This is a genomic window from Polynucleobacter sp. 78F-HAINBA (assembly GCF_018882325.1).
Classification (GTDB): domain Bacteria; phylum Pseudomonadota; class Gammaproteobacteria; order Burkholderiales; family Burkholderiaceae; genus Polynucleobacter.
This window is the reverse complement of the sequence record NZ_JACVOQ010000006.1, coordinates 36906-63181: the sequence shown is the minus strand read 5'-3', so window position 1 is coordinate 63181 and position 26276 is coordinate 36906. Positions and strand designations below refer to the sequence as shown.

Sequence of the window (26276 nt, the reverse complement as noted above, 5' to 3'; positions counted from 1 at the left end):
GCGACTACCTGCCTATTCATTCAAACGGATTTAGGAATAAGAAAAGGCCCGCATCTGCGGGCCTTTTAGATGATCTACTACGGTCTATTTATCAAACGATAACAAACCAAGTTGAGTTATGTGATTGAGCAACCATCAAAAACAACATTGGTACAGAAAGCATCGTATTGAAGCGTGAAGTCAACATTGCAACACGTGCTGACTTGGCTTTAACGTCCGGCTCAACTGCCACGATGCCTAGGGCACGTTTTTGATTTGGCCAAATAATGAACCAAACGTTGAAGGCCATTAGCAAAGCAATCCACATACCTAGGCCGATGGCACGGAATGGCGCTTGCAATGTAAATGCTTGATGAGCATAACCATTCAATACAGCCAAAATTAAACCGCTAACAACGGTAAATAAAGCTGCCCAGCGGAACCAAAACAAGGCTGTTGGAGCAATTACTTTGCCAATAGCAGGCTTCTGCTCATCCGGGATTTTTGGCATAGAAGGAATCTGCACAAAATTGAAGTACCAGAGCAAGCCAATCCACATCACGCCAACCATCACGTGAATCCAGCGGAACAAGAACGGCAACTCAATTGAGCTGAGGTTTGCACCTAAAGCCAAAACAATTAAGGCAAGAAGCACAAAGCCAGCGAAAACTGTGCGCCCCAATGAGGTAAAGATGGATGACATAAGTACTTTCTAATGGAAATGAATGTATTAGCGAGAATTAAGCAAAATTCTCGCTAGCAAAATCCCAATTCACTACATTCCAGAAATTTTCTAAGTACTTTGGACGAGCATTGCGAGTATCAATGTAATAAGCATGCTCCCAAACGTCACAAGTCAGCAAAGCTTTGGCATCAGTAGTCAGTGGTGTAGCTGCATTGCTAGTTGAAACCAAATCAAGTGAGCCATCAGCTTTCTTAACCAACCATGCCCAACCAGATCCAAAGGTACCTACTGCGCACTTTGTGAACCCTTCTTTGAACTTATCAAAAGAGCCCCACTTCGCATTAATTGCATCAGCCAATGGGCCAGTTGGAGCGCCACCGCCATTTGGCTTCATGCTATTCCAGTAAAAAGTATGGTTCCATACTTGAGCGGCGTTATTGAAAACACCGCCAGCAGATTTTTTAACGATGTCTTCTAGGGAAGCATTTTCAAACTCAGTACCTTTAATCAAATTATTTAAATTGGTTACGTAGGTTTGGTGATGTTTGCCATAGTGAAACTCGAGAGTTTCTTTTGAGATAAATGGTGAAAGCGCATCTAATGCGTAAGGTAACTGAGGTAATGTATGTTCCATCATTTTTTCCTTGTAAATCGAGTTAACAAATAGCCATAGCAGCCATATTTGCACTAACTATAGACGATTCTGGCAATTTTGTTTGGGCATGAAGATGGGGGGATTACCTTGAATCACCCCTCCCTTGGGGTTACTGGGCTGTCCAGCCGCCATCCATGTTCCAGGCTACTCCGCGCACTTCAGAGGCATCGGGACCGCAAAGGAAAACAGCCAATGCAGCCAATTGCTCTGGAGCCACGAATTCACCTGAAGGCTGCTTCTCTGAAACCAGGGCTATTTTGGCCTCGTCATTAGAAATCCCATCGCGTTCCGCGCGCGCATCCACCTGCTTCTGGACCAGAGGGGTAAGAACCCATCCCGGGCAAATTGCATTGCAGGTAATTCCAGATTTAGCATTCTCGAGTGCAGTCACTTTAGTTAAGCCAACGATGCCATGCTTAGCAGCAACATAAGCAGATTTTTGGATAGAACCAACTAGACCATGAACCGAGGCAATATTAATAATGCGACCCCAATTACGCTTCTTCATTCCAGGCAAAGCATGGTGAGATGTGTAGAAAGCTGAACTTAAGTTAATCGCAATGATCGACTCCCACTTATCGGCCGGGAAATCTTCGACATTGGCTGTGTACTGGATGCCCGCGTTGTTCACCAAGATATCCAAGGAACCAAAACGCTTTTCAGTTTGCTGAATCAAGTCTTCAATCTCAGCAGGTTTGCTCATGTCAGCGCCGTGATAATCAACCTCAACACCACAAGCTTTGATGGCAGCAATAGCAACATCTTTCTCGCCAAAGCCATTCACCATAATATTGACGCCCTGCTTTGCCAATCCAATGGCCATCGCCAAACCAATGCCACTGGTGGAGCCGGTGACGAGAGCTGTTTTACCTTTTAAATGGGACATATTCTTTTCGCTATATCAAGTTAATGGCAAACCCCCTGATGGGGATTTGCGGGTGATCAAAACTTGATGTTACAGGATGCGACATCCCCAAGGGTACGGGGAATGCACCAATACAAAAGAGCTCTCAATTAGACCTTGCCAAGGGCCTTCAAAATCTTTTCGCAGGTAATGGGCTGATCAAACACGGCAGTATTAAATGGCGCCAGAGCATCGTTAATCGCGTTTTGGACGGCTCCAGGAGCCCCCGCAGTTCCAGCCTCGCCCGCACCTTTAGCCCCCAACTTGGATGACTGGGTTGGCGTCTCCACGTGAGCCACTTCAATATCCGGCATTTCATTGGCCATTGGGACCAAATAATCTGCCATGCTGCCGTTCCTCAGCAAGCCACTATCGTCATATAGACACTCTTCAAAAAGAACTCCCCCAATACCCTGAACAATAGCGCCTCGCACTTGCTCATCGACCAACATAGGATTTAAAACGCGACCGCAATCCTCAACCGCCCAATGCTTCAGGAGTTTTACAAACCCTGTATCCGGATCCACTTCAACATAAGACGCCTGAACACCATTGGTGAAGATGAATGGATATTCTTTTTGCGTGTAATGGCGTGTAACCATCAAATCTGCAGAGAATCCCACGGGCAAAGTGTCGGTACGGAAATAACCAATACGGCCAATCTCACTAAATGGCAGCAACTGTTCGCAGCTGGCTTTATCCAAAACGTGTCCACGTCGCACTGATAACTCCTCAGGCGATCTATTCAAAATAGCACCAGCAAGCTTTAAGATATTTTCCTGAAGTGCCTGACAGGCCAATAACACCGCTTCACCACCAACCCCAGCACCACGAGAGGCCCATGTGCCGCCACCGTAAGGTGTGACATCGGTATCACCAGTAATGATACGAACATCTTTAATAGAGAGTCCAACAGCATCGGCTGCAATTTGAGCGTAGATACCTTCAGTACCCTGGCCCTGTTCACCAACGCCAATCAGTATTGAAACTACGCCACTAGGATCCAATCGCGCAGAGGCGCCATCCTGAGATGCGATGCGAGCACCACCCACACCATAGAAAGCTGGACTTGGGTTTGTTAACTCAATTAATGTAGCGAAACCAATTCCGCGATAAATGCCTTTTTTGCGAAACTCAGCCTGCTCTTTGCGCAAAGCTGAATAGTCCATCATCTTTTCAATGGTTCGCAAGCATTGTTCATGCGATAACACTTCCAGCTTAATTCCTGAAATGCCAGAGCAGGGATAAGCATCATCAGGAATCACATTGCGCTTACGGAACTCCAAAGGATCCATATTTAACTTTTGCGCAGCCAAATCTACTAGACCTTCAGTTACAGCGCAGGCAATCGGATGCCCCACTCCACGATATTGGCAGGTAGGTGTTTTATTCTGAAACACCACATTCAATTTGGCTCTGTAATTTTGATGTTTGTAAGGGCCGCCAACCAAGTTAACTACTTGATTACCTTCAATCGCACTCGTTCTTGGGAACATGGAGTACGGGCCAATGGCGGTGAGATCGTCGATCTCGAAGGCCAGGATGTCGCCCTCCTTGTTAGCCGCAATACGGCCCTTAATTCGATGCTCACGCGCATGAATATCACTCGTAAATGATTCAAGTCGGTCCGCAACAAATTTGACTGGGCGTTCCAACATCATAGCTAAACCCACTGTTGCAAAATCATCGGGATATGCGTGAACCTTAATACCAAAAGATCCGCCCACATCTTTACAAATAACATGAACATCAGACTCAGACAAACCAAACTGACGGCAATATAAGTCTTGCATCATATGCGGCGCTTGCTGGGAGTGATAAACCGTCAGACGACGATCTCCAGGGTTGTAATCGGCAATTTGGCAACGAGGCTCCAGAGTCACACCAGTGTGGCGACCAAAACCAAAAGTAGCCTCCGCAACTACATCCGCAGATGCAAACACTTCATCAACCTGACCAACATCCAAGCTACGTGTAAAACAGAGGTTATCGCCAAGCTCAGGATGAATTACTGGTGTCTCTGCATCCAACGCCGTTTCCATGGAGACTACTGCGGGCAACTCCTCCCACTCAACGTCAATTAATTGCAAAGCATCTTCTGCTTGAGCACGCGTTTCAGCAACCACGGCGACTACAGGCTCACCTTGCCAGCAAGCCCTATCAATTGCTAATGCATATTGAGGAGCCGACTTCATACCAGCCAGATGGCCTAAAGTGGCAACCCATGGCTTGCAAAGCTCTGCCATCTTTACGCCATCAACTATGGCAAGCACACCCGGCATCTTGCTTGCTTGTTCCGTATGAATTTTTCCAATCTTCATATGAGCTACTGGAGAACGCCAATAGACCACATGCCCCATTCTGGGCAATTGAATATCGTCGACATAAGTACCTTGGCCCTCGATGAGTCGACGCGCCTTATGTCTGGGTTCGCTATTGCCTATATAGCGTTGATCATTGGTTACCGGATCAAGCATCAATCCTTTGAGGTCTGCTGGTTTATTCATATTCAGTTTTCCCAGTCTTTTTAAGCGAGAGCAACAACAGGTTTAATTTTTTCACCTTTGGCGCGAGCTTCAAGCACCGCCATGATGGCATCTACGATGGAGTGGTAACCAGTACAACGGCAGTAGTTTCCAGAGATCCATTCACGCACTTCTTCGCGCGTAGCTTTGGGCTGTTTTTCAACCAACTCCGCAGCGGCAAGCAACATACCAGAAGAGCAGAATCCGCATTGCATTGCGTTATGACGCATAAAGGCTTCCTGCAGGTCTGCTAATGCACCACTTTTTGTTAGCCCCTCAATCGTCTCCACAACGCATCCATCAGCTTGCACGGCCAGGTATAAGCAGCCACGAATAATTTGTCCATCTACCTTAACAGTACAGGCCCCACAAGCGCCCTGCTCACAGCCTAAGTGCGGGCCCTTCAAATGAAGGTCTTCGCGTAAAAAATCCACCAAATGGCGACGCGGTTCAATCTCAGCATTTACCACTGAGCCATTAACGGTCATCGTAATTTTTTTCTTTAAGCTCATTTCAATCTCCGAACTTGATTTATTTTTTTAATAATGAGTTAAGCAATTAAATGCTTTAAGCCACGCTCCAACAAAACACCAATTAAATGTTGTTTTGTCTCTGCACTGTTAGTGATATCTGCAATCGCCTCAATCTCCGCCCTTGCGGCATCAACTGCTTTACCAATCAACTCATCACTAAGAGGTTTACCGTCGACTAGTGATTGAGCCTTTGTTGCCATGACAGGCGTAGCGCCAACGGAAAAGAAGGTGAAAGTGCAATCACTCAGAACATTACCAGCTTTATTTGCAACTAAGGCAACTCCCGCAACCGCATAGTCACCATGACGACGCGCTAGTTCATGGAAATAAAAAACTTGATTGGGGTTTGCAACGGGAATTTCAGTCGCGATCAGAATTTCATTGGGCTCCAAGGAGGTGGTGTACAGATCAATGAAAAAGTCTTGCGCTGAAATGCGACGCTCGCCATCTGGGCCTGCAATCAACATAGTTGCATTCAGCGCCAAACTACATGCAGGCCACTCAGCCGCGGGATCTCCGTAAGCAAGGGAACCGCCCCAAGTCCCTAGATTGCGGATCGCTCTATGGGCAATATGCGGGACAGCAGCCTTCAGGAGTGGCGCATGCTGCGCAATCAACTTGGAATCTTCAATCTCGGTGTGGGTGACTAAAGCCCCAATTCTTAATTGGTCGCCGATGACGGCAATGCCCTTGAGTTCATCTAGATTAGTAATGTCAATCAGGATGCTAGGCTCGGAGAGGCGCAGATTGAGCGTAGCCAAAAGCGTCTGGCCACCGGCAATCAAACGCGCATCTTCACCAGCCTCAGCCAGCAAAGATAAAGCCTCGCTGAGAGCCTTTGGTTTTGCATAATCAAATGCTGCTGCTTTCATTACGTCTCCTCCACTACTTTTATATTTATGTCGCCAAACCTTATTCGGCCTGTGCGCCTGACTCTAGCGGCACTACCTCGCCACCCAATTCTTTTGCAAATCGTTGAAAAAAATCATCTGCAATTTTTTTGGCAGAAGCGCTGATTAAGCGTCCACCAATTTGGCCTAACTTGCCTCCGATAGAGGCCTCTGTCGTATAGGAAATGAGGGTGCCTCCTTCGGCAACCTTTAACTCAACTCGTGAACGGCCTTTTGCAAAGCCAGCAGCGCCGCCCGAACCCTCAAATGCCATCGAACAAGACTGATCGGGAATGACATCGCTCAATAGCAGCTTTCCTGCAAATCTGGCCCTCACAGGACCAATTTTGAACATTACCTTGGCATGAATCTCTTCTGGGGAGACTCTACTAATTTCTTCGCAGCCCGGAATGGACTTTGCGAGGACGTCAATATCGTTCAACCCCTTCCATACATCGGGGATTGGAGCCGCGATGAGTTGCTCGCCATTTAATTCCATTACATCTCCTTGGGGTTTGTACGAATAGAGTCTTATCTACCAATTGTTCAACAATGTACCATTATTTAACTTTTGGTCAATAAGCCCAAATTCGGATAAACCCTGATGACGATGAGTTTTGCTCAAGACCGCAACGCCAGCAACAGCATCGCTACAGAAGTAGCTGCAACTGGCACGCCTGCTCGTCGCAGAATGAGTACGGCAGATCGCAAGCGTCAAATACTAGATCGCGCAATTCAATACTTTGCAAAACATGGGATTGATGGGCAACTCAGAAACCTTACAAAAGGACTAGGTGTAACTCATACCCTGCTCTATCACTACTTCCCTACGAAGGACGCTTTAATCAAAGCGGTCTATGAGGATGTCTTTGAGTCACGCTGGAAGCCTGAATGGGAGCAGCTATTAGACGATAAGCATCTTTCACCAGAAGAGAAATTTAATGCGTTTTATATCGACTACTCGAATACGGTGCTCACCTACGATTTCGTTCGTATCTTGATTTTCTCGGGCTTAAGCGACCACTCAATTAGCGACCGATTCTTTGAGTTATTGCGTGATCGCCTGCTACCTAGGCTGATTCGTGAAACTCGCAAACACTGCGGTCGCAACACCCGCGGTAAGCCCTCGCAACGAGAATTAGAGTTTTTAATGGGTCTGCATGGCGGCATTTTTTACATCGGAATGCGCCGTTGGATTTACGGTCAAGCCATCTACGACTCAGGCAATCCCAACACCGAGCAAGAAATCATTCAAGATCGAATTCGCTCCTACCTTATTTCAGCAAAAACCTTGTTTACTACTGGTACAAAATAACATGTCAAACCTCAGCCTAAATCATTTTTCCATCCGCAGCCTAGAGATTGAAAAGACCACTCAGTTTTACAGCGAAGTGCTTGGCTTAACCGTTGGACCACGCCCAGAGTTTCCATTCCCTGGGGTCTGGCTTTACAACGGCGATGAAAGTGATTGGGCAAATGCAGTACTGCATTTAATTGCGATTGATAAGAATGATCCCAACGGTCTAAAGCAATACCTTGGTGAGCGTGATCCCAGCTCGCTATATGGCTCTGGAGCGGTAGATCACATAGCGTTTTTTGCTAAAGGCTTGGAAGCCAAGCTTGCTCATCTTGATAAATTAGGTATTCCTTGTAGGCAGCGAACAGTACCCGTGCTGCAGCTTCACCAACTCTTTTTAGATGATCCTAACGGCATCGTGATTGAATTGAATTACCCCGCAGCTGAAAAAGCAGCGCTTGATGCTAAGGGTTCATAGGTAAAGATGGCAAAAATTCTCGTCATCGGCGGATCTCTTGGAGGCTTATTTGCAGCCAACATATTGCTCCGCCAAGGTCACGATGTCACCTTACTAGAGAAGGCGATTGGCTCCTTAGATGGTCGAGGCGCTGGAATCGTGACACATGATGCGCTTGCAGATGCCTTACGAGAAGCTGGCATTGCTGTTGATGACAGCTTAGGAGTTGCCGTATCCAAACGAGTTACATTAGGTATTGACGGTGAGAGCTTAGGCGAAATGCCGCTCCCCCAAATCCTGACCTCATGGAGTCGCCTCTACCACCTACTGAAAGAGAATTTTCCTAGCGAACGTTACTTGCAAGGTAAAAATGTAAAAGCGGTGTCTCAAGATTCAAGCAACGTTAAGGTAACTTGCGAGGATGGCAGCACTTATCAAGCTGAATTGCTGATTGCATCAGATGGCATTCGCTCAGCAGTAAGAGCTCAAGTGGCACCAGATATTCAGCCCGAATATGCTGGATACATTGCATGGCGCGGCGTCTGCGATGAAAGCCATCTCTCCAATTACACGCTGAATACGCTCTTCAATTATTTTGGGTTCTGCCTGCCCAACGGCGAACAAATGCTCGGATACCCAGTTGCAGGGCCTGGCAATGACACTAGGCCAGGTAAACGCCGTTATAACTTTGTTTGGTATCGCCCCGCGTCCGAAGATAGCGAACTAGTCAAACTCCTAACTGATGCAGATGGTCACTACTATCCAACCGGCATCCCGCCGCTAAAAGTTTCATGGAAACATATCGCTGAAATGCGCATAGTTGCTCGCAATATTCTAGCTCCGCAGTATGCAGAAATTCTGGAGAAAACTGCTTCACCATTTTTGCAAGCCATTTACGATGTTCGATCAGAGCAAATTGTTTTTGGCAGAATTGCCCTAATGGGTGACGCAGCTTTCGTTGGTCGTCCGCATGTCGGCATGGGTGTTACTAAGGCGGGTGATGAGGCTATGGTGATTGCTCGCCACATTGCTACATTGGGTGCAACCCCCGCCGCACTAGAGGCATATGGCAAGGAACGACTTAAGCTTGGACAGCAGGTTGTTGCAAGAGCGCAATATCTAGGTCGCTACATGCAAGCGCAAGGCAGCAAAGGCAATATGGATTGCAATAGCCTGCGCAGAAATGCAGATACGGTAATGGCTGAGACAGCAATTGATATCAGCACCTTGCTAGCAGAAGGGAAAGCAGTTCCAGAGTCGCATTAAAAACTTGATGTAGTTTTTCGTATTACCAGAAGCATTCAGTTAAGATTTATGTAATAAAAAAAGTAGTCTTATTAATAAACTGTTTTAAATGGAGGAGACAACCATGAAACAAAAAGTAACGAATCAAACCAGAAGAAAAATGTTGATCGGCGGAGCAGCAGCAGCAAGCACTCCACTTTGGATGAACATGGCAAGCGCTCAATCTGACACTATTAAGATTGGTTTTCCAACCCCATTAACAGGCCCCTTCTCTGCAGAGGCACAAGATCAGGTGAAGGCTGCTGAGTTAGCCATTAAAGAATTCAACGATGCTGGTGGCTTTAACGGCAGAAAAGCTGAACTCTTGGTTCGCGACGATAAACTCAACCCAGGTGAAGCAGCTACTCGCACCCTTGAGTTGATTGAAAAAGATAAGGTCAATTTTGTTGTTGGCTCTTTATCAGCCGCAACCCAGCTGTCTATTAACGCTGTATGTAAAGAGCGTAAAGTGCTCTTTAATTCGATTAGCCAGTCTGATGCAATCAATGAAGCTAAAGATTGGAGTGTGTATACATTCCATGAGGCATTAAATCCAACCATGACAGCCGGTGCAGTAGCTCGCTACTCTATCCCTCGTTTTGGCAAGAAAATCGTATTCCTGACGGCTGACTACGCCTATGGCCACGAAATGGTGCGTGCTTTTGAGCGTGCTGGTAAAGAGATGGGCGCAACTACATTGGCGGATATTCGCCATCCACTGGGTGCATCTGACTACTCTGCGTTTTTGCCACGCATCAAAGCATTAAACCCTGACATCTTAGTGCTCTGTAACTTTGGTCGCGACTTAGTGAATGCCGCTAAACAATGTACCGACTTTGGCTTGAAGTCCAGCATGAAAATTGTGACGCCAGTTTTACTCTATACATCACGTCTTGCTGGCGGCCCAGAAGCATTCGAAGGAATTATTGGCGGCACTTCCTACTATTGGGGTCTCGAGGATCGCATTCCAACAGCAAAAACGTTTAACGATGCATTCCGCAAAATGTACAACGGTTCAGTTCCATCTGACTACGGTGCATTGGGTTACGCTGGCGTGAAGAGTGTGCTGGCATCCATTAAGGTTGCGAAGTCTACCGAAACCATGAAAGTGGTTAGCGCAATGGAGAACCTAAAGTACGACTGGTACAAAGGTCCTGAGTACTATCGCAAGTGCGACCACCAGGCCGTACAAACAGTCATCATTGTTGAGTCTAAGTCAAAGAATATGAAGGATAAGTACGATGTCTTTAATATTCTGACGATTGAACCAACTACTGAGAAGAATATGCGTAGTTGCGCGGAGCTAGGCCACAAGGCTTAAATCTGAAATTTCAGGGTGGATCATCTGATTTGCCCTGAACCCCTCCCCCGATGCCTCTGGCTGAAGGGGAGTTTTTCTGAGTACATATATGACCGGTCTTACATTTGAACTTCTCTGCATGCAGCTGCTCACAGGAATTGCCCTGGGCAGTATTTATGCACTCCTAGCCTTGGGCTTGTGCCTTATTTTTGGCATGCTCAATGTCGTGAACTTTGCCCACGGGGCCTTCTTTATGGTTGGCGCTTTCATGGGCGTCTATTTCCTTGGCGTAACAGGGAACTTTTGGTTTAGCTTAGTTCTCACGCCAATTGCCACTGGGGTGCTTGGGTTACTAACTGAGCGATTCCTAGTCCGCCCTCTTTATGGCCGAGGCATTGACTATCCACTACTCCTGACTTTTGGACTGTCTTACGTGTTGATTGAAGCAATGCGCGTCACCTTTGGAATTGAAGGCCTACCATCCGTTACTCCCGATGGACTTAAAGGCACCCTAGATGTCGGCATTGGTTTCTTTCCTAAATATAGACTCTTCCTGATTGCTGCCACAGCTGTGATTATTTTTGCGGTTTGGTTCTTTATTCAAAAGACCCGTTACGGCCTCATTATTAAGGCTGGAGCCGCGGATCAAGAGATTGTCAAAGTACTGGGCGTAGATATCGCCAAAGTATGGCTGATGGTATTTGGCCTTGGTTGTGCGATTGCAGGCCTCTCTGGAATATTGGCCTCGCCTACCCGATCGGTTAACCCAGAAATGGGTATTCCGATTCTGGCGGAATCATTTGTTGTGACGGTAGTTGGTGGTATGGGCTCACCAGTTGGCGCAGTGGTTGCGGGCCTATTGGTTGGCGTGGTCTACAGCATGACCTCCCTATTCTTCCCTGACCTTTCTGAACTTTCTATCTTTGTATTGATGGCAGTAGTGCTCTTAATTCGACCACAGGGTTTATTTGGCAAAGCGGGGGCAATGGGTTAATCCCCTGAATATTTATGAAATCATTTTTCCAACTCATTGCACGTCATCGCGTACTAGCAAGCAGCCTCTTCTTGATGGTCTTTCCCTTCTTCATGCCGTATGAGGCGCTTGCTATCAATATTTTGATATTTGGCCTATTCGCCATGGGATTCAATCTCTTGTTTGGCTACATGGGCCTCTTATCCTTTGGTCATGCGGCTTTTCTTGGTATTGGTAGCTATCTCACCGGCATCGGTATCGTCCACTATGCAATGCCTTGGGGCGCTGCAATTCTAGTAGGCGTAATTGGCGCTGCTATCGGTGGATTGGTTATGGGCTTCCTGGCGATTCGCACCAGAGGCATCTACTTCTCCATGGTCACACTGGCGCTCGGTCAAATTGTTTTTTACGGCTTCTATAAGGCCGAGAGTTTGACTGGCGGGGAAAATGGTTTGCGAGGCGTCCGCGTTGATTCATTCAACATCTTAGGTATGCCAGTAGACTTCCTTAATCCGCTGGTGAAGTACTACATCATTCTCTTCTTTGTGGTCATTGCCATATGGCTGATCTCTCGAATCTTAAACTCACCTCTTGGGGCTGTGATGGAAGCGATTCGTGAGAATGAAAAGCGTGCAGCAGCCTGCGGCTTTGATGTGGCCCGCACAAAACTATTGGTGTTTGTACTGTCAGCGGCGATCTGCGGCTTAGCAGGCTCATTACGCGCTCTACACCTCTCCATTGTTCCCATAGATTCACTCCACTATCTCCAATCCGGACAGGCGGTCATGATGAGTATCTTGGGAGGCATGGGCACCTTCTTTGGACCGTTTGTTGGCGCAGCTGTCATGCTCTATCTAGAGGATGTAGTCACCACTTTCACCAAACACTGGATGGCTGTCATTGGACTGGTATTCATGTTCTTTGTATTGTTCTTCCCTAAAGGAATCTGGGGAACCATCTTGAGCAAGCTAAACCTCAATCAGGATTCGAAATAATGAGTAGCTCAAACCAAACCCCTATCCTTGAGGCTCGCAATGTCAGCAAGAGCTTTGGGAAATTCAAGGCCCTGCAGAATGTATCGACTACATTTATGCCCGGATCCCTTACGGCAATCATTGGCCCTAATGGCGCTGGAAAAAGTACATTCTTTAATGTCCTCAGTGGCGCCTTCCCTCCTTCAAGCGGTCAAATCCTATTCAATGGCAAGGATATTACCGGCATGCAGCAATACGAATTTGCCCGTATAGGCATTTCCAAAAGCTTTCAGATTACCAATGTATTTAAACAACTAACCGTCCATGAAAATGTGCGGGTTGCTGCACAAATGGAAACAGCGCGCTATAACTTTTTGCGTAATGCACAAAGCTACCCAGGACCCATTGAGCTTGCAGACCAACTTTTACGTCGTGTGAACTTAGAGCACTTAAGAAATAAAAAAACAGGTGACTTGGCTCATGGTCAACAGCGCGCACTAGAAATTGCTATGGCCCTTGCCTGCAACCCAAGCCTTCTACTATTAGATGAGCCAACCGCAGGCATGTCTCCTGAAGAGACACTCGTAATGATGGATCTCATTCGCACGCTAGCAAATGAAAGAACGGTTATTTTGGTTGAACATAAGATGAAGCTCATCATGGGCTTATGTAAGCGCATCATCGTGCTACATCATGGCGAGTTTTTGGCCGAGGGAACTCCAGAAGAAATTCAAAATAATGCAGAGGTACGACGTGTGTACCTAGGCCAAGGTTAACGAAGGTTTATATATGTTGCGTGTTGAAAATTTAAATGCTTGGTACGACCGTAGCCATGTTTTGCAAGGCGTCTCTTTGCAAGTAAACAAAGGTGAAATCGTTACCTTGATGGGGCGTAATGGCGCCGGCAAGACCACTACCCTACGCTCTTTAATGGGTCTACTCTCAAAGAGAGAGGGCAAGGCCTCTATTGATGGCACCTCCTTCTTAGATCTTGCGGCACATGAGCGCTACCACCTTGGCCTGGCTTACGTTCCCGAGGATCGACGCATTGTTCCAGGCTTAACCGTTAAAGAAAATTTAGAGTTAGGCGTGATTGCCAAGAAGAGTCATGGTGATATGAGTGCCATGGTCGACGAGATTGCTGAAACCTTTCCCCGTCTCAAGGAGAGGTTGCATCAAGATGGGACATCTATGTCAGGTGGTGAGCAGCAGATGCTAGCAATCGCACGCGCCATGATTGCTAAGCCTAAAGTCATACTTTTGGATGAGCCATCCGAAGGTATCATGCCAGTATTAGTGGAAGAAATGTTTGAGCTCTTTGCAAAACTAAAGCAACAAGGCCTAACAATTCTTTTGGTTGAACAAAATGTCCAGCAAGCGCTCAAGATTTCTGACCGAGCCTACATTCTTGACCAAGGGGAAATTGTTTTTCATGACACAGCTCAGAATCTCTTGAATAACGATGAGATTCAGCAAAAGTACTGCGCTGTTTAATGCTTTGAGTGCTCTTTCTAGATGACATGAAGCCAATGCCCAAATTGGTGCCAAACGCTGCTAGGCACCAGGGTTAAAAGCCAGGTCATAGTCAGATAACGCAGCAGCTTGCCGATACACATATAGATTAAACAAGGCGCCCATGGCAACCTGAGCCATCCAGCAGCTAAACACAGGGGGTCGCCAAAACCAGGTAGCCATGACAAGAGGAGCATCTTAGGACCCCGCTCTTCTAGCCAACGCTGCATTCTGCCGTTAGTGGGTCCTTTTAAGGATTCAAAGCTATTTCGACTCAGTAACCCAAGCCACCAATCGAACATACCACCCAATGTATTGCCGATGGTGGCAACAAGAATAGCGATCCAATATAAGTGAGGATTTACCGAAACGTAACCAAAAAGTATGGGTTCGGAACCGATGGGCAGCAAAGTTGCAGAGATAAAAGCACTAATAAATACTGCCGGCAAACCAACCGATGGCATCCCAAAGAAGTCGAAAAACTGACTCAGCATTTGCTCCATTAAGCAAAGGCTCCAAGCGGGCTAAAAAGTAAGGATGCGACCATTCCTCAAGTATGCCCCAATAGGCATTGAGATCAGCTATATGGGGGAAGCTGGAGTCCTTTTTGAGTTGCCCACACTTTTAGATTCTTGCTTAAACTATAGGGATTCGCATATTCGTTAACCCCTTTTTTATTGATAGAGCGCCAAATGAATCACCCTATCCCCAAGCCAGACCAATACCAAGATATGCGCGAAGCCTTACGCGATCTTTGCGGCAGTTTTGACTCCGCTTATTGGCAAAAGGTGGATCATGAGCGTGCCTACCCCGAAGCGTTTGTCGATGCGATGGCTCAGGCGGGCTGGTTAGCAGCCCTTATCCCGGAAGAATTCGGTGGCTCTGGTCTAGGTCTTGCTGAAGCCTCGGTCATCATGGAGGAAATTAATTTCTCGGGCGGAAATGCAGGCTCTTGTCACGGTCAGATGTACAACATGGGCACCTTATTACGCCATGGCTCTGATGCCCAAAAGAAACTCTATCTTCCCAAAATCGCTACCGGTGAATTACGCCTCCAGACGATGGCAGTCACCGAGCCCACCACTGGCACAGACACCACCAAACTCAAAACAACTGCAGTCAAAAAAGGCGACAAGTATGTCGTGAATGGCCAGAAGGTTTGGATCTCCCGCATTCAGCATTCTGATTTAATGATTTTGCTAGCGCGCACTACACCCCTAGCAGAAGTCAAGAAAAAATCAGAGGGTATGTCGATCTTTATCGTTGATCTTAAAGAAGCGATTGGAAAAGGTATGGCGATCCAGCCGATTGCCAATATGGTCAATCACGAAACCAACGAAGTCTTCTTTGACAACCTAGAAATTCCTGCTGAGAATTTGATCGGCGAAGAAGGTCAAGGATTTAAATACATTCTTGATGGACTCAATGCTGAGCGCACACTCATCGCTGCAGAATGTATTGGTGATGCTTACTGGTTTGTAGACAAAGCACGTCGCTATGCAAATGAGCGAGTGGTATTTGATCGACCGATCGGTAAGAACCAAGGTATTCAATTTCCGATTGCGGATTCTTATATCGAAACAGAAGCGGCTAACCTGATGCGCTTTAAAGCCTGCGAGCTTTTTGATGCCAAGCAAGCTTGTGGCGCTGAATCCAATATGGCTAAGTACCTGGCAGCAAAAGCATCATGGGAGGCTGCTAACGTATGCCTGCAAACCCATGGTGGCTTTGGATTTGCTAATGAATACGATGTTGAGCGTAAGTTCCGAGAAACCCGCCTCTACCAAGTGGCGCCAATCTCAACTAACTTAATTTATTCGTATGTAGCTGAGCATGTCCTAGGACTCCCCCGCTCCTTCTAATTCTTTAGGCCTTTTCATTTATTCAGTTGGGTAAGTAATTACATGAGCATTCGTCCTTTAGATGGCATCACCGTAGTTTCTCTGGAGCATGCTATTGCCGCTCCTTTTTGTACGCGCCAGTTAGCAGATTTAGGTGCACGCGTCATTAAGGTCGAAAGGCCTGGTGCTGGAGACTTTGCCCGCGCATATGATGAGCGTGTTAATGGCATGTCATCGCACTTCACTTGGGTAAATCGCTCCAAGGAAAGTTTGACCCTAGATCTCAAACAAGAATCTGCACTAACAGCACTCAAGACGCTGCTAAAAACAGCTGACGTATTAGTGCAAAACTTGGCGCCTGGTGCGGCTGCACGCATGGGACTGACTGCAGAGCTCCTGCAAAAAGACAACCCAGGTTTGATTTTGTGCGACATCTCAGGCTATGGAAATAATGGGCCTTATCGCGATAAAAAAGCGTATGACTTACTGATTCAAAGTGAGGCTGGGTTCTTATCTGTTACCGGGACCCCAGAAACTCCCAGCAAAGCAGGAAACTCCATTGCCGATATTGCCGCAGGCATGTATGCCTATACCAATGTGCTTGCAGCCTTATTGCAAAGAGGCAAAACTGGCAAGGGATCAACGATCGATGTGTCCATGCTTGAATCACTCGGTGAATGGATGAGCTACCCGCTCTACTATGCCTATGAAGGTGCCACCCCGCCTCCTCGCAATGGCGCATCTCATGCCACGATCTACCCCTACGGACCTTTTAAAGCGGGTGATGGCGGCACCGTCATGTTGGGCCTCCAAAACGACCGTGAATGGGTTTTATTCTGCGAGGTAGCACTCGGGAATCAAGCGCTTGCCAAGGATGAACGTTTTGATAAAAACTTCAAACGCAATGAGAAGCGAGATGAATTACTCTCGATCATTGACGACTGTTTTAGCAAGTTAACTACCGAACAAGTTATTGCAAAATTGGATCAAGCCCAAATTGCTAATGCTCGCCTCAATGATATGCAAGGCCTATGGAATCATGAGCAACTCAAAGCACGGGATCGTTGGGTGCAAGTCGGCTCACCTGCGGGCCCCATTCCAGCTATGCTACCCCCGGGCAGCAATAGTAGCTTCGACTACCGTATGGATGAAATCCCATCTGTGGGTCAGCACACCAATGCCATCCTAGATGAGCTTGGTATTACAGCGAGCGAGATTGAGGCTATGCGCGCGCGAGGGGCAATTTAAAGCAAGGGCGAAGCTAAGTGGGCTGCGTTCTCTAGCAAGACACGCCAGCGTGGTCGCTTGGCCCAGCTTACTGGGTTCACCATATCTGATTGAACTAGGTAGGAGTCAATCAAAGTTTCAAGTTTGGCGCAAAACTCATCGTTGTATACGATTAGGCTAATTTCAAAATTGAGACGCAAGCTGCGTTGATCAAAATTAACTGAACCAAATATTGCTACACGCTTATCTATTAATAAGCTCTTTGTATGCAGTAGGCCGCCATGAAATTCAGCAATGTTGACACCGGCACTCATAAGATCGGCATAGAAGCTGCGGCTACTCCAAGCGACTAATGTGGAATCATTTAATTTTGGAACTATGAGCGTTACATTAACGCCCCGACCCGCTGCTGCCATCAACGCCTGAATCAAACCATCATCCGGGCCAAAGTAAGGCGTAGTGATAGTCAGCTCTTTACGTGCATCCATGATGGCGGATAGCAGTACCTGATACAAGATATCGTCGCGATATACCGGACCAGAGGAAAACTCTTGAGCTAGCGCCCGACCTTCTGTCGGATTTGCGGCTGGCGCCACATCATTGAAGTGCGTAATCTTCGGATTGTCCACGCTCCAGTCAAATGAAAAGGTCAGCTCAAACTGGGATGCAACTGGTCCTTCAATTCGGACCATGGCATCAACCCATTCACCGACCCCCGAGTCTTGCTTAAAGCTGCGTGGATCGACCATGTTCATACTGCCAGTCCATACGATGGCGTTATCAATCACAAATATTTTTCGATGCAGCCGAAGATCGGCACGGCGAAATTGGAAGCGGCCAATTTGAATTGGCAAAGCCTCAGTCACTTCAATTCCAACATCCCTGAAACGCTTCGGCCAAGTCGATTTAAACCAGTCCTTACTACCTAACGAATCCAATAACACTTTACAAGCTACGCCACGCTTAGCGGCTGCAATTAAGGCCTCGCCAACACGATCGGCATCACCACCGAGAGCCCATATATAAAATTCCAAATGAAGTGTTTTTTTAGCTTGGTTAATCTCATCGATAAATAGCTGCAAGATCTTAAGAGAGCTCGTAAACAATTCAATCTGATTGCCAGCAATTACCGGTGAGCCATTATTCGACTCCGCTAATAGACTTAGCGCTCTGCCCTCAATTGGTAGCAACTGCTTATCAGCCTCATAGCGCTGACGCATACTTTCAGTGATGGCTGCATATTCCTTATCCATGCGAATAATTTTTCGGGTCAGCTTGCGACCTACAGGACGCTCACCAATCAAAATATACAAACCAACCCCAAGCAATGGAACGAGCACCACAATCAGAAACCATGCAAGGACAACGCCAACCGGCCTTCTAACCGAGATTAATCTGAATCCAAACAAAAGCACGATGGCGATGTGCAGAAGTGGCACCCAGATCAAGGAAAGGCCAAAGGTAGTTCCCAGTAAGTAATTTAAAAAGCTCATTCGATTTCCAGTTCCGCCGTAATGCCTAGGTGATCAGATAATTTAAGCCATTCATACAAGACTTCTGCAGAATGAATTTTTAGACCTCTTACATAAATCCGATCCATCGGAAGCATTGGCTTCACACTGGGAAAGGTTTTTGCAGGAGAGCCGGTAAGAACCTCAAATACCTCATTGAAGCCAGCCGCTTGCATTGGTGCGCTCACGCGATTGCGCCAATCATTAAAGTCGCCCGCCACAATGGTTGGGCCGCCAGCCGCAAGAGTGTCAATGTAACGAATAATCTCATCCAATTGACGCTCCCGCCCTCTTTCAAATAAAGCCAGGTGTACACAAAAACAATGGATAGGTGTTGGCACGCCCTCTAATTGAGTAATGCTATGAAGCAAACCACGCCGCTCAAATCGATAAGCAGAAATATCGTAGTTTTCACCCTTGTGCAATGGTCTCTTAGAAAGAATGGCATTGCCATGGTGGCCATCGGGATACTCGACATTTTTACCGTAGTGCCAATCATGCCAAAAATCTTCGGACAAAAAATGGGTTAACTCCATCAAGGGCCAATGACCAAATCGCCTGATCCGACCTCGATGCTCCTGTTGGAGCTCTTGCAGAAAAAGTAAGTCAGGATGATGGCTACGCATTTTTTGACGCAGCTCGTAGATGGTAGATTTTCTGTGCAAGGGAGATAAGCCCTTATGCACATTCATCGTCATGACGCTAAAGCGACCCAAATGGACTTGGCTCATTAAAACTGTCCCGCAGCGCGTTGTCGTCTTACACGCGCCAAATAGATTTCACCTTCAACTAAATCCTGGCATTGCATGCACTTATTGCAAATAGAAGCCTGCTCACGCAACTCATCAATGGAGTCGATCGGATGCTCGTCGAGATATTCACGAAGATCGACATCGAGGACCTCATTACAGAGGCAAATGACTTCAGCCATGAGTTAAAAAAGGGAAATTGTTTGCATTTATGCCATTTTGCCACCGCCTTGCTAGAATCGAGCCCATGTTTACGACCTTTCAGGATGCTTTCGGACTGCTTGTGCATTTAGATGCCGGAGTGGTTGGCATCGTGCTGATCTCACTTCAGGTGAGTTTGAGCGCCCTGCTTCTTGGCACCTTGCTTGGCCTACCGATTGGCGCCTTACTAGCTACCGAAGAATTTAAGGGCAAACAGTCAATTACGGTCACCTTAAATACCTTGATGGGCGTTCCAACGGTGATTGTTGGCGTTGTGGTCTACCTTTTACTCTCCCGCACAGGGCCCCTAGGAGTCTGGGGATGGCTTTTTACGCCCAAGGGCATGATCCTGGCCCAGACACTGCTGACAACACCCTTAATTGCAGCCCTAAGCCGCCAAATCCTTGAGGATTCCTGGAGAATTCATCGGGACTCATTTAGAGCGCTTCGACTTCCCAGGCTTTCTGCCCTGAAATGGCTTATTTGGGACTGCCGCTTCTCCCTGACGATTGCGGTCCTGGCGGGATTAGCCAGAGCGATATCTGAGGTGGGCGCCGTCATGATCGTGGGTGGCAATATTGACCGCTCTACTCGCACCATGACCACAGCAATCGCCCTGGAAACTAGCAAAGGGGATCTGCCCCTAGCTCTAGCCCTAGGCATTATTTTGCTCGGCATCGTATTGCTAGCAAACCTATTCACATTTGTAGTTCGCCAAATTGCAGAGCGTCGCTATGGTTAATTCCTCCGAACAATTCCAGCAGTTCATTGAGCTCAAAGGCGTCATTGTCAAAAGTGATGGGCGGATCATATTAGACATTCCTCATGCAGTCATTCCTGCAGATCGCATTTGCGCCTGCATTGGACCTAATGGCGCTGGCAAAACGACCTTTCTGAAATTAATCGATGGTTTGATCAAGCCAGATTCAGGCACCATTACCTTTTCGGATGATCACATGAAGTCATCCTTGGTGTTGCACCATACGCCAATGATTAAGGCCTCAGCAAGAACCAATCTTGCTATGGTGAAGGACTCAGATTCTTCTATTGGCTCAATCCAAATTGATGAAGTCATTGAGCAGATTGGCTTAAGCCATCTCGCCAACAGCCCCGCCCACAAACTCTCGGCAGGTGAAAGGCAAAAGCTTTGCTTGGGAAGAGCCATTTTGCAAAAGCCGAAGTTGGTTTTGCTGGATGAACCTACAGCGAATCTCGATCCGAATACAACCGAGCAAGTTGAAGAAATTATTCGTCAATTTAAGCTGCAAGGCTCAGATGTAATCTTCACATCCCATCAGCTTGCACAAGTGCAAAGGTTGGCGGAATACATCATCTTTATTGATCAGGGCCAGATAAAAGAAAAAGGACCCGTAGGTCCTTTCTTTGCTGATCCTCAGACTCAAGCAGCTAAACGCTACTTACATCAAGAGTTACTTTCAGGCTAATTACTTTGCTGCTGGCGCAGGAGCTGCAACTGCTGCCACTGGCGCCACGAATGGTGGTGGAGCTACACAGGCTGCTGGAGCTGGAGTACCAGAAACTCTGAACTTATCAGCTACCTTATTCTGGGCCTGACAAAGCTGATAAGCCCCAACCTTACCAGAATACGCGGTCTTTGCCTTTGCAAGATCGGCTGCTGCCTGAGCCTCAGGTGTCAAGGGAGGCAGGGCAGCGAATGCAGCTGCACTTGCAAATGAACAGAGTGTGAAAGCGATGATTTTTTTCATGGCTTTGTCCTTATTTATTAATCTTGTTGTACCAAATTTCATGGTGTTCTTTAGCCCAGGTTGCATCAACGTAGCCAGTCTTCATGCCGTCAATCGAACCTTGCATGCCAACTGTACCGATGTAGATGTGACCCATTGCCATCGCTGTCATCAAGATAGCAGCAGAGCTATGAATGATGTTGGCCAACTGCATAGTACCGCGCAAGTATTGGATGTCCATGAATGGCACGATCATGTCGAGCACAAATCCTGAGGCAGAAATAATCAAGCCTAGGAATACCATGCCAAACCAGAACCAGAACTTCTCACCAAAGTTAAAGAAACCAGCTGGCACATGCTTACCGGAGAAGATCCCACCGAAAGACATTAACCAAGCCATATCGCCCTCTCCAAAAATGTTCTTACGAACAAAGAGGAGGAAGAAAATCACAATGCTGAGGGTGAACAATGGTCCTGTGAAGTTATGAATATTCTTACAAACCATTAAGAATGATCCGTAAGCTACGCCACCCATCAGAGGAAGTGCAAAGTACTTACCGTAAAGAATCATTAGGCCAGTGAATGCCAGACCAATAAAGCTAAATGCCATAGTCCAATGAGTCAGACGATCAAAGGCATTAAAACGCTTAATCTTAGTGCCAGACAAGGGCTCATGTAATTTGATTGGACCTTTTAGGGTATACATCGCGATTACACCAAAGAAAGCTAGCGCTAAAAGCCAACCGCCGTAGACAGTAATCACACCATTACGAATCACACGCCACTGTTGACCAGCGCGCTGAATCAATACGCTCGCCTCTTTGTCTGGAATACTGACATAGTTATACGGATCGCTATTGGCCGTACCCCAAATAGATTGACTAGCCGGAGGTGCGGTATTCGCTGGGCGAGATTGCGCTTCGCTACCTTTTGATAAATCGCTTGGATTGGCCGGCACATACAAGGGATGGTCAACGCCACTAGGCGAAGGAAGCGGAACCAGTGGAGCGCGCTCCGCAAAGCTCAAGCTACTCGCAAGACTGAGTGACAATCCAGCCGCCACCACCAAAGTGCGTAGAACTTTAGAGAATGATCGATTCATACAAATGTCCTTAAACGTTTTCGTTCTATTTATTGTTGTTTAACTGATCACTTAGCGCGTGAATACTCAGATTGCTTCTGATTGCGCTTATTAATCGCCTCCATCCAACTAGCTTGATCGCCCGGAGTCCAACCCTTTGTCATGAATCCATTGTCAGCGCCCATATAAGGAGCTACATCAGGACGCTTTGCAGCCTTCGCTGCAATTTCCGGGGGCTCTGAGCAGGCAAGCAAGAAAGTGCCGGCTGCCAAACATAAACCGAGAGTTTTGAAATTCAATTTCATGACTTTGCTCCTGGAATTTTGTCAGCAGGCGTTGGTTTAGGTGCAGGAGATCCTGAGGGACCATAAGCCGTCGACCAACCGAAGATATCTTTACTTGGATATCGACCATTTGCTTCGCGTACTGATACACGTTTAGCGTAAATAGAAGAAATCACTTCGTCATCGCCACCGATCAATGCCTTGGTTGAACACATCTCAGCGCATAAAGGCAACTTACCTTCAGCCAAGCGGTTACGGCCATATTTCTCAAACTCGGCAACGCTACCGTTAGCTTCTGGTCCGCCGCTACAGAATGTGCACTTGTCCATCTTGCTGCGGGAGCCAAAGGCGCCTTTGCTCAGGAACTGAGGAGCACCAAATGGGCAAGCAAAAGAGCAGTAGCCACAACCGATACAAATATCTTTATCGTGCAGCACGACACCTTCATCGGTACGGTAGAAGCAATCCACTGGGCAAACAGCCATACAAGGCGCATCTGAGCAGTGCATACAAGCAACTGATACAGATTTCTCTTGACCAATTACACCGTCGTTCACCGTTACAACTCGGCGACGTGTAATACCCCAAGGCACTTCGTTATCGTTCTTACAAGCTGTGACACAGCCGTTGCACTCAATGCATCGTTCTGTATCGCAGATAAATTTCATTCTTGCCATGATGTTCTCCTGACTTTATTTTTTAACTTAGGCAAATTTTTCGATTTGACACATGGTGGTTTTGGTTTCTTGCATCATCGTTACCATGTCGTAGCCGTAGGTCGTCGCAGTATTTACCGCTTCACCTTGAACTACTGGGGCAGCGCCCTCTGGGTAATATTTGCGCAAGTCATTACCTTGCCACCAACCGGCAAAGTGGAATGGTACGAATGCAGTACCTTGATCAACGCGTGGGGTTACCAATGCACGCACTTTGATCTTGGCGCCTGTTGGTGACTTAACCCATACGTAGTCCCAATTCTTAATGCCACGATCTTCTGCGGCCTTAGGATTGATCTCCACAAAGTTTTCTTGTTGCAACTCAGCCAACCATGGGTTGGAACGAGTTTCGTCTCCTCCACCTTCGTACTCAACCAAACGACCAGAGGTCAGAATGATTGGGAACTTCTCGTAGAGCTTCTCATTCAAGTTCTTATCCTGAACTGTTTTATAGAGAGTCGGCAAGCGCCAGAAATTCTTCTTATCCGCAGCTGTTGGGTATTTACGCATCATTGGCGCATTGGTACTGTAGAGCGCCTCGCGGTGAGTCGGAATGGCATCAGGGAAGTTCCACACAACTGCACGCGCTTTGGCATTACCAAATGGATGGCAGCCGTTTTTCATTACTACGCGTTGGATACCACCAGATAAGTCGGTCTTCCAGTTTTTACCTTCTGCAAGCTTTTGCTCTTCCTCAGTCAACTGATTCCACCAGCCGAGTTTTTTCACGAGTACGTGATCAAATTCTGGATAGCCAGTGGTAATTGCTGAACCTTTGGAATAAGAACCATCTTCTGCCAACAAATTCTTACCGTCTTTCTCCACACCAAAGTTGGCACGGAAATTACCGCCGCCTTCCATAACGCTCTTGCTAGTGTCATAGAGGTTGGGCGAGCCTGGATGCTTAATCGCAGCAGTGCCGTAGCAAGGCCAAGGCAAACCGTAGTAATCACCCGTTGTATCGTAACCAGTTACTGGATCAACACCACCGCGTGACTTCAATGTCTTCGGATCAAATACGCCAGCCATTCTCATGTGAGCCTTCAAGCGCTCAGGAGTTTGACCGGTATAACCAATTGTCCATACCGAACGATTAATCTCGCGCAAGATGGATTCAATTTCAGGCTCTCTCCACTGCTTGCCCGCAAATTTTGAGCTCAACATCTTGTAATTCACTGACAATTCTTGACCGAAACCGAGGCGGTCAGCAAATGCTTGCATGATCACATGGTCAGGAACGGACTCAAATAGTGGATCAATCACCTTCTCGCGCCACTGCAATGAGCGGTTTGAGGCAGTAACTGAACCTGTTGTTTCAAATTGAGTTGTAGCTGGCAATAAGTAAACATTGCGATTTTTGTTTACTGTCTGACCTTCAGCAGGCGGCATTGCTGCCATAGCTGCTGTAGCACTTGGGTAAGGATCAACCACAACCAACAAATCCAACTTATCCATCGCGCGCTTCATATCAAGACCGCGAGTTTGTGAGTTTGGTGCATGACCCCAGAAGAACAAACCTTTGACATTGGTTTGCTGATCAATCATGTCACTCTTCTCGAGTACCGCATCAACCCAACGAGAAACCGTAGTACCAGACTTCTCCATCATGTCTGGTGCGTAACGACCTTTGATCCACTCATAGTCAACACCCCATACGCTTGCAAAGTGTTTCCATGAACCTGCTGCAAGGCCATAGTAGCCAGGCAATGAGTCTGGGTTAGGACCAACGTCAGTTGCACCTTGCACGTTATCGTGACCACGGAAAATGTTTGCGCCACCACCGGACTTACCGATGTTGCCTAAAGCCAATTGCAAGATGCAAGATGCACGAACCATGGCATTGCCAATGGTGTGCTGTGTTTGACCCATACACCAGACCAAAGTGCTTGGACGATTCTTCGCCATTGTTTCAGCAACCTTGTACATCTGCGCTTCTGGAACTCCACAAGCCTCTTCAACATTCTTTGGAGTCCACTTCTCCATCACTTCTTTGCGGATCTCATCCATGCCGTATACGCGGTCATTGATGTATTTCTTATCTTCCCAGCCATTGTTGAAGATGTGATACAGAACACCGAACAAGAATGGGATATCTGTACCAGAGCGAATGCGAACATACTGATCAGACTTGGCTGCAGTACGGGTATAGCGCGGGTCAACCACGATCACCTTGCAACCGTTTTCTTTTGCATGCAACAAGCTGAGCATGGACACTGGATGCGCTTCTGCAGCGTTAGAGCCAATGTACAAAGCTGCCTTGGCATTCATCATGTCGTTGTAGCTATTGGTCATCGCACCATAGCCCCAAGTGTTTGCAACGCCGGCAACTGTAGTGGAGTGACAAATACGAGCTTGATGGTCTGTGTTGTTGGTTCCAAAGAAAGAAACCCACTTACGCAATAAATAGGACTGTTCGTTGTTGTGCTTTGAGGAGCCAATAAAGAAAAGTGAATCTGGGCTGTACTTGCTACGCAAATCTTTCATCTGCGCAGTGATTTCAGTTAAAGCCTGGTCCCAAGAAATTCTTTGGTACTTGCCATCAACCAATTTCATTGGGTAGCGAAGACGGAAATCTCCATGTCCATGCTCACGCAGAGATGCGCCTTTGGCACAGTAAGCACCCAAGTTAATCGGGGAATCAAATGCGGAGTCTTGACGAACCCAAACACCATTCTCAACAGTAGCGTCAGTTGCGCAACCTACGGAGCAGTGAGTACAAATCGTTCTCTTCACTTCAATCTTGCCCTTGCCGTCAAGCATTGCCTTGCTAGGCTCGGCAACCGCCTTTTGCACCAAGCTGAGTTGGCTTGCCGCAATACCAGCACCAACACCAACGCCAGAGCGCTTAAGGAAGGTACGACGATCCATCGTTGGCACTGCAGACTGCAGTCCACGTGACAAGCTACCGATGAGGCGTGAGGCAGGTGTAGAGCGGCCGCTCTGTGGGGTATTGGATTTACGAGTCAGACTCATATGTTGTCCCTGAGAAAAT

Annotated in this window: 28 protein-coding genes; 12 read left to right on the top strand and 16 right to left on the bottom strand. The window is 47.2% G+C overall.

Annotation, left to right across the window (positions count from 1 at the left end; genetic code table 11):
- Positions 1–91: 91 nt before the first annotated feature.
- The 7 genes from ICN11_RS07885 to ICN11_RS07855 form a co-directional block, all read right to left on the bottom strand.
- Entirely contained in the window at positions 92–682 is a 591-nt protein-coding gene (locus ICN11_RS07885; RefSeq protein ID WP_216229895.1) for a urate hydroxylase PuuD, read from the bottom strand.
- A 37-nt stretch (positions 683–719) separates the two neighbouring features.
- The gene (gene sodB, locus ICN11_RS07880) at positions 720–1298 is read right to left on the bottom strand and encodes a superoxide dismutase (RefSeq protein ID WP_216229960.1); all 579 of its coding nucleotides are present in this window, start codon (positions 1296–1298) and stop codon (positions 720–722) included.
- Positions 1299–1428: 130 nt separating this feature from the next.
- Positions 1429–2205 carry a 3-hydroxybutyrate dehydrogenase gene (locus ICN11_RS07875; protein WP_216229894.1) on the bottom strand — a complete coding sequence of 259 codons (777 nt, stop codon included), beginning with the start codon at positions 2203–2205 and terminating at the stop codon, positions 1429–1431.
- Between the two features lie 128 nt (positions 2206–2333).
- A complete protein-coding gene (locus ICN11_RS07870; protein WP_216229893.1) occupies positions 2334–4730 on the bottom strand; it encodes a xanthine dehydrogenase family protein molybdopterin-binding subunit in 2397 nt (798 codons plus the stop codon).
- A gap of 20 nt (positions 4731–4750) precedes the next feature.
- Entirely contained in the window at positions 4751–5260 is a 510-nt protein-coding gene (locus tag ICN11_RS07865; protein ID WP_015421339.1) for a (2Fe-2S)-binding protein, read from the bottom strand.
- A gap of 38 nt (positions 5261–5298) precedes the next feature.
- Positions 5299–6153: a xanthine dehydrogenase family protein subunit M gene (locus ICN11_RS07860; protein ID WP_216229892.1), complete on the bottom strand. Its 855-nt coding sequence runs from the start codon at positions 6151–6153 to the stop codon at positions 5299–5301.
- A gap of 40 nt (positions 6154–6193) precedes the next feature.
- On the bottom strand, positions 6194–6670 hold the full coding sequence (locus tag ICN11_RS07855; RefSeq protein ID WP_216229891.1) for a CoxG family protein: 477 nt from the start codon (positions 6668–6670) through the stop codon (positions 6194–6196).
- A 105-nt stretch (positions 6671–6775) separates the two neighbouring features.
- On the opposite strand from ICN11_RS07855, the gene ICN11_RS07850 reads away from it, so the two are divergent.
- The 8 genes from ICN11_RS07850 to ICN11_RS07815 all read left to right on the top strand — a co-directional run bounded on the left by ICN11_RS07850 (position 6776) and on the right by ICN11_RS07815 (position 13950).
- Positions 6776–7486: a TetR/AcrR family transcriptional regulator gene (locus ICN11_RS07850; RefSeq protein ID WP_255539915.1), complete on the top strand. Its 711-nt coding sequence runs from the start codon at positions 6776–6778 to the stop codon at positions 7484–7486.
- Between the two features lies 1 nt (position 7487).
- Complete coding sequence (locus tag ICN11_RS07845; protein WP_216229890.1) at positions 7488–7946, top strand: VOC family protein; 459 nt, start codon at positions 7488–7490, stop codon at positions 7944–7946.
- A 6-nt stretch (positions 7947–7952) separates the two neighbouring features.
- Complete coding sequence (locus ICN11_RS07840) at positions 7953–9191, top strand: FAD binding domain-containing protein (RefSeq protein WP_216229889.1); 1239 nt, start codon at positions 7953–7955, stop codon at positions 9189–9191.
- Between the two features lie 103 nt (positions 9192–9294).
- Positions 9295–10530, top strand: coding sequence for an ABC transporter substrate-binding protein (locus ICN11_RS07835; RefSeq protein WP_255539914.1), 1236 nt, complete (start codon positions 9295–9297; stop codon positions 10528–10530).
- A 118-nt stretch (positions 10531–10648) separates the two neighbouring features.
- Positions 10649–11503 carry a branched-chain amino acid ABC transporter permease gene (locus ICN11_RS07830; protein ID WP_255539913.1) on the top strand — a complete coding sequence of 285 codons (855 nt, stop codon included), beginning with the start codon at positions 10649–10651 and terminating at the stop codon, positions 11501–11503.
- A 14-nt stretch (positions 11504–11517) separates the two neighbouring features.
- Positions 11518–12477: a branched-chain amino acid ABC transporter permease gene (locus ICN11_RS07825; protein WP_216229887.1), complete on the top strand. Its 960-nt coding sequence runs from the start codon at positions 11518–11520 to the stop codon at positions 12475–12477.
- Positions 12477–13232, top strand: coding sequence for an ABC transporter ATP-binding protein (locus tag ICN11_RS07820; protein ID WP_015421348.1), 756 nt, complete (start codon positions 12477–12479; stop codon positions 13230–13232). The genes ICN11_RS07825 and ICN11_RS07820 overlap by 1 nt, the downstream gene beginning before the upstream one ends.
- A gap of 13 nt (positions 13233–13245) precedes the next feature.
- The gene (locus ICN11_RS07815) at positions 13246–13950 is read left to right on the top strand and encodes an ABC transporter ATP-binding protein (protein WP_216229886.1); all 705 of its coding nucleotides are present in this window, start codon (positions 13246–13248) and stop codon (positions 13948–13950) included.
- Between the two features lie 17 nt (positions 13951–13967).
- Here ICN11_RS07815 and ICN11_RS07810 read toward each other — a convergent pair whose 3' ends face one another.
- Complete coding sequence (locus ICN11_RS07810) at positions 13968–14462, bottom strand: YqaA family protein (protein WP_255539912.1); 495 nt, start codon at positions 14460–14462, stop codon at positions 13968–13970.
- A gap of 198 nt (positions 14463–14660) precedes the next feature.
- On the opposite strand from ICN11_RS07810, the gene ICN11_RS07805 reads away from it, so the two are divergent.
- Both ICN11_RS07805 and ICN11_RS07800 read left to right on the top strand, forming a co-directional pair.
- The gene (locus ICN11_RS07805) at positions 14661–15830 is read left to right on the top strand and encodes an acyl-CoA dehydrogenase family protein (RefSeq protein WP_216229884.1); all 1170 of its coding nucleotides are present in this window, start codon (positions 14661–14663) and stop codon (positions 15828–15830) included.
- Positions 15831–15872: 42 nt separating this feature from the next.
- Positions 15873–17057 (top strand): CaiB/BaiF CoA-transferase family protein, encoded by a 1185-nt coding sequence (locus tag ICN11_RS07800; protein WP_216229883.1) that lies wholly within the window; start codon positions 15873–15875, stop codon positions 17055–17057.
- Here ICN11_RS07800 and cls read toward each other — a convergent pair.
- The 3 genes from cls to ICN11_RS07785 are packed head-to-tail and all read right to left on the bottom strand — an operon-like array spanning position 17054 to position 19478.
- The gene (gene cls / locus ICN11_RS07795) at positions 17054–18529 is read right to left on the bottom strand and encodes a cardiolipin synthase (protein WP_216229882.1); all 1476 of its coding nucleotides are present in this window, start codon (positions 18527–18529) and stop codon (positions 17054–17056) included. The genes ICN11_RS07800 and cls overlap by 4 nt on opposite strands.
- Positions 18526–19278 carry an endonuclease/exonuclease/phosphatase family protein gene (locus ICN11_RS07790; RefSeq protein WP_216229881.1) on the bottom strand — a complete coding sequence of 251 codons (753 nt, stop codon included), beginning with the start codon at positions 19276–19278 and terminating at the stop codon, positions 18526–18528. Before ICN11_RS07790 ends, cls begins: the two co-directional genes overlap by 4 nt.
- The gene (locus ICN11_RS07785) at positions 19278–19478 is read right to left on the bottom strand and encodes a hypothetical protein (protein WP_215333433.1); all 201 of its coding nucleotides are present in this window, start codon (positions 19476–19478) and stop codon (positions 19278–19280) included. The genes ICN11_RS07790 and ICN11_RS07785 overlap by 1 nt, the downstream gene beginning before the upstream one ends.
- A 65-nt stretch (positions 19479–19543) precedes the next feature.
- Between ICN11_RS07785 and ICN11_RS07780 the strand changes: the two genes are divergently transcribed.
- Positions 19544–20239 (top strand): ABC transporter permease, encoded by a 696-nt coding sequence (locus ICN11_RS07780; RefSeq protein WP_216229880.1) that lies wholly within the window; start codon positions 19544–19546, stop codon positions 20237–20239.
- Positions 20232–20942: an ABC transporter ATP-binding protein gene (locus tag ICN11_RS07775; RefSeq protein ID WP_216229879.1), complete on the top strand. Its 711-nt coding sequence runs from the start codon at positions 20232–20234 to the stop codon at positions 20940–20942. Before ICN11_RS07780 ends, ICN11_RS07775 begins: the two co-directional genes overlap by 8 nt.
- Here the strand turns inward: ICN11_RS07775 and ICN11_RS07770 are convergent, their stop codons facing one another.
- The 5 genes from ICN11_RS07770 to ICN11_RS07750 are packed head-to-tail and all read right to left on the bottom strand — an operon-like array spanning position 20943 to position 26257.
- Complete coding sequence (locus ICN11_RS07770; RefSeq protein ID WP_216229878.1) at positions 20943–21224, bottom strand: hypothetical protein; 282 nt, start codon at positions 21222–21224, stop codon at positions 20943–20945.
- A 10-nt stretch (positions 21225–21234) separates the two neighbouring features.
- Positions 21235–22305: a formate dehydrogenase subunit gamma gene (locus ICN11_RS07765; protein WP_216229877.1), complete on the bottom strand. Its 1071-nt coding sequence runs from the start codon at positions 22303–22305 to the stop codon at positions 21235–21237.
- A 47-nt stretch (positions 22306–22352) separates the two neighbouring features.
- The gene (locus tag ICN11_RS07760) at positions 22353–22589 is read right to left on the bottom strand and encodes a hypothetical protein (RefSeq protein WP_216229876.1); all 237 of its coding nucleotides are present in this window, start codon (positions 22587–22589) and stop codon (positions 22353–22355) included.
- On the bottom strand, positions 22586–23245 hold the full coding sequence (gene fdh3B / locus ICN11_RS07755) for a formate dehydrogenase FDH3 subunit beta (RefSeq protein ID WP_216229875.1): 660 nt from the start codon (positions 23243–23245) through the stop codon (positions 22586–22588). Before fdh3B ends, ICN11_RS07760 begins: the two co-directional genes overlap by 4 nt.
- A gap of 27 nt (positions 23246–23272) precedes the next feature.
- Entirely contained in the window at positions 23273–26257 is a 2985-nt protein-coding gene (locus ICN11_RS07750; protein ID WP_216229874.1) for a formate dehydrogenase subunit alpha, read from the bottom strand.
- Positions 26258–26276: the final 19 nt, after the last annotated feature.

Coding starts and splice junctions, on each gene's coding strand:
- ICN11_RS07800 (WP_216229883.1), top strand. CDS start 15,873: ATGAGCATTCGTCCTTTAGATGGCATCACCGTAGTTTCTCTGGAGCAT.
- ICN11_RS07860 (WP_216229892.1), bottom strand. CDS start 6,153: ATGAAAGCAGCAGCATTTGATTATGCAAAACCAAAGGCTCTCAGCGAG.
- ICN11_RS07875 (WP_216229894.1), bottom strand. CDS start 2,205: ATGTCCCATTTAAAAGGTAAAACAGCTCTCGTCACCGGCTCCACCAGT.
- fdh3B (WP_216229875.1), bottom strand. CDS start 23,245: ATGGCAAGAATGAAATTTATCTGCGATACAGAACGATGCATTGAGTGC.
- ICN11_RS07855 (WP_216229891.1), bottom strand. CDS start 6,670: ATGGAATTAAATGGCGAGCAACTCATCGCGGCTCCAATCCCCGATGTA.
- ICN11_RS07770 (WP_216229878.1), bottom strand. CDS start 21,224: ATGAAAAAAATCATCGCTTTCACACTCTGTTCATTTGCAAGTGCAGCT.
- ICN11_RS07840 (WP_216229889.1), top strand. CDS start 7,953: ATGGCAAAAATTCTCGTCATCGGCGGATCTCTTGGAGGCTTATTTGCA.
- ICN11_RS07775 (WP_216229879.1), top strand. CDS start 20,232: ATGGTTAATTCCTCCGAACAATTCCAGCAGTTCATTGAGCTCAAAGGC.
- ICN11_RS07825 (WP_216229887.1), top strand. CDS start 11,518: ATGAAATCATTTTTCCAACTCATTGCACGTCATCGCGTACTAGCAAGC.
- ICN11_RS07830 (WP_255539913.1), top strand. CDS start 10,649: ATGCAGCTGCTCACAGGAATTGCCCTGGGCAGTATTTATGCACTCCTA.
- ICN11_RS07805 (WP_216229884.1), top strand. CDS start 14,661: ATGAATCACCCTATCCCCAAGCCAGACCAATACCAAGATATGCGCGAA.
- sodB (WP_216229960.1), bottom strand. CDS start 1,298: ATGGAACATACATTACCTCAGTTACCTTACGCATTAGATGCGCTTTCA.
- ICN11_RS07750 (WP_216229874.1), bottom strand. CDS start 26,257: ATGAGTCTGACTCGTAAATCCAATACCCCACAGAGCGGCCGCTCTACA.
- ICN11_RS07815 (WP_216229886.1), top strand. CDS start 13,246: ATGTTGCGTGTTGAAAATTTAAATGCTTGGTACGACCGTAGCCATGTT.
- ICN11_RS07765 (WP_216229877.1), bottom strand. CDS start 22,305: ATGAATCGATCATTCTCTAAAGTTCTACGCACTTTGGTGGTGGCGGCT.
- cls (WP_216229882.1), bottom strand. CDS start 18,529: ATGAGCTTTTTAAATTACTTACTGGGAACTACCTTTGGCCTTTCCTTG.
- ICN11_RS07810 (WP_255539912.1), bottom strand. CDS start 14,462: ATGCTGAGTCAGTTTTTCGACTTCTTTGGGATGCCATCGGTTGGTTTG.
- ICN11_RS07835 (WP_255539914.1), top strand. CDS start 9,295: ATGAAACAAAAAGTAACGAATCAAACCAGAAGAAAAATGTTGATCGGC.
- ICN11_RS07760 (WP_216229876.1), bottom strand. CDS start 22,589: ATGAAATTGAATTTCAAAACTCTCGGTTTATGTTTGGCAGCCGGCACT.
- ICN11_RS07790 (WP_216229881.1), bottom strand. CDS start 19,278: ATGAGCCAAGTCCATTTGGGTCGCTTTAGCGTCATGACGATGAATGTG.
- ICN11_RS07780 (WP_216229880.1), top strand. CDS start 19,544: ATGTTTACGACCTTTCAGGATGCTTTCGGACTGCTTGTGCATTTAGAT.
- ICN11_RS07845 (WP_216229890.1), top strand. CDS start 7,488: ATGTCAAACCTCAGCCTAAATCATTTTTCCATCCGCAGCCTAGAGATT.
- ICN11_RS07885 (WP_216229895.1), bottom strand. CDS start 682: ATGTCATCCATCTTTACCTCATTGGGGCGCACAGTTTTCGCTGGCTTT.
- ICN11_RS07820 (WP_015421348.1), top strand. CDS start 12,477: ATGAGTAGCTCAAACCAAACCCCTATCCTTGAGGCTCGCAATGTCAGC.
- ICN11_RS07870 (WP_216229893.1), bottom strand. CDS start 4,730: ATGAATAAACCAGCAGACCTCAAAGGATTGATGCTTGATCCGGTAACC.
- ICN11_RS07785 (WP_215333433.1), bottom strand. CDS start 19,478: ATGGCTGAAGTCATTTGCCTCTGTAATGAGGTCCTCGATGTCGATCTT.
- ICN11_RS07865 (WP_015421339.1), bottom strand. CDS start 5,260: ATGAGCTTAAAGAAAAAAATTACGATGACCGTTAATGGCTCAGTGGTA.
- ICN11_RS07850 (WP_255539915.1), top strand. CDS start 6,776: ATGACGATGAGTTTTGCTCAAGACCGCAACGCCAGCAACAGCATCGCT.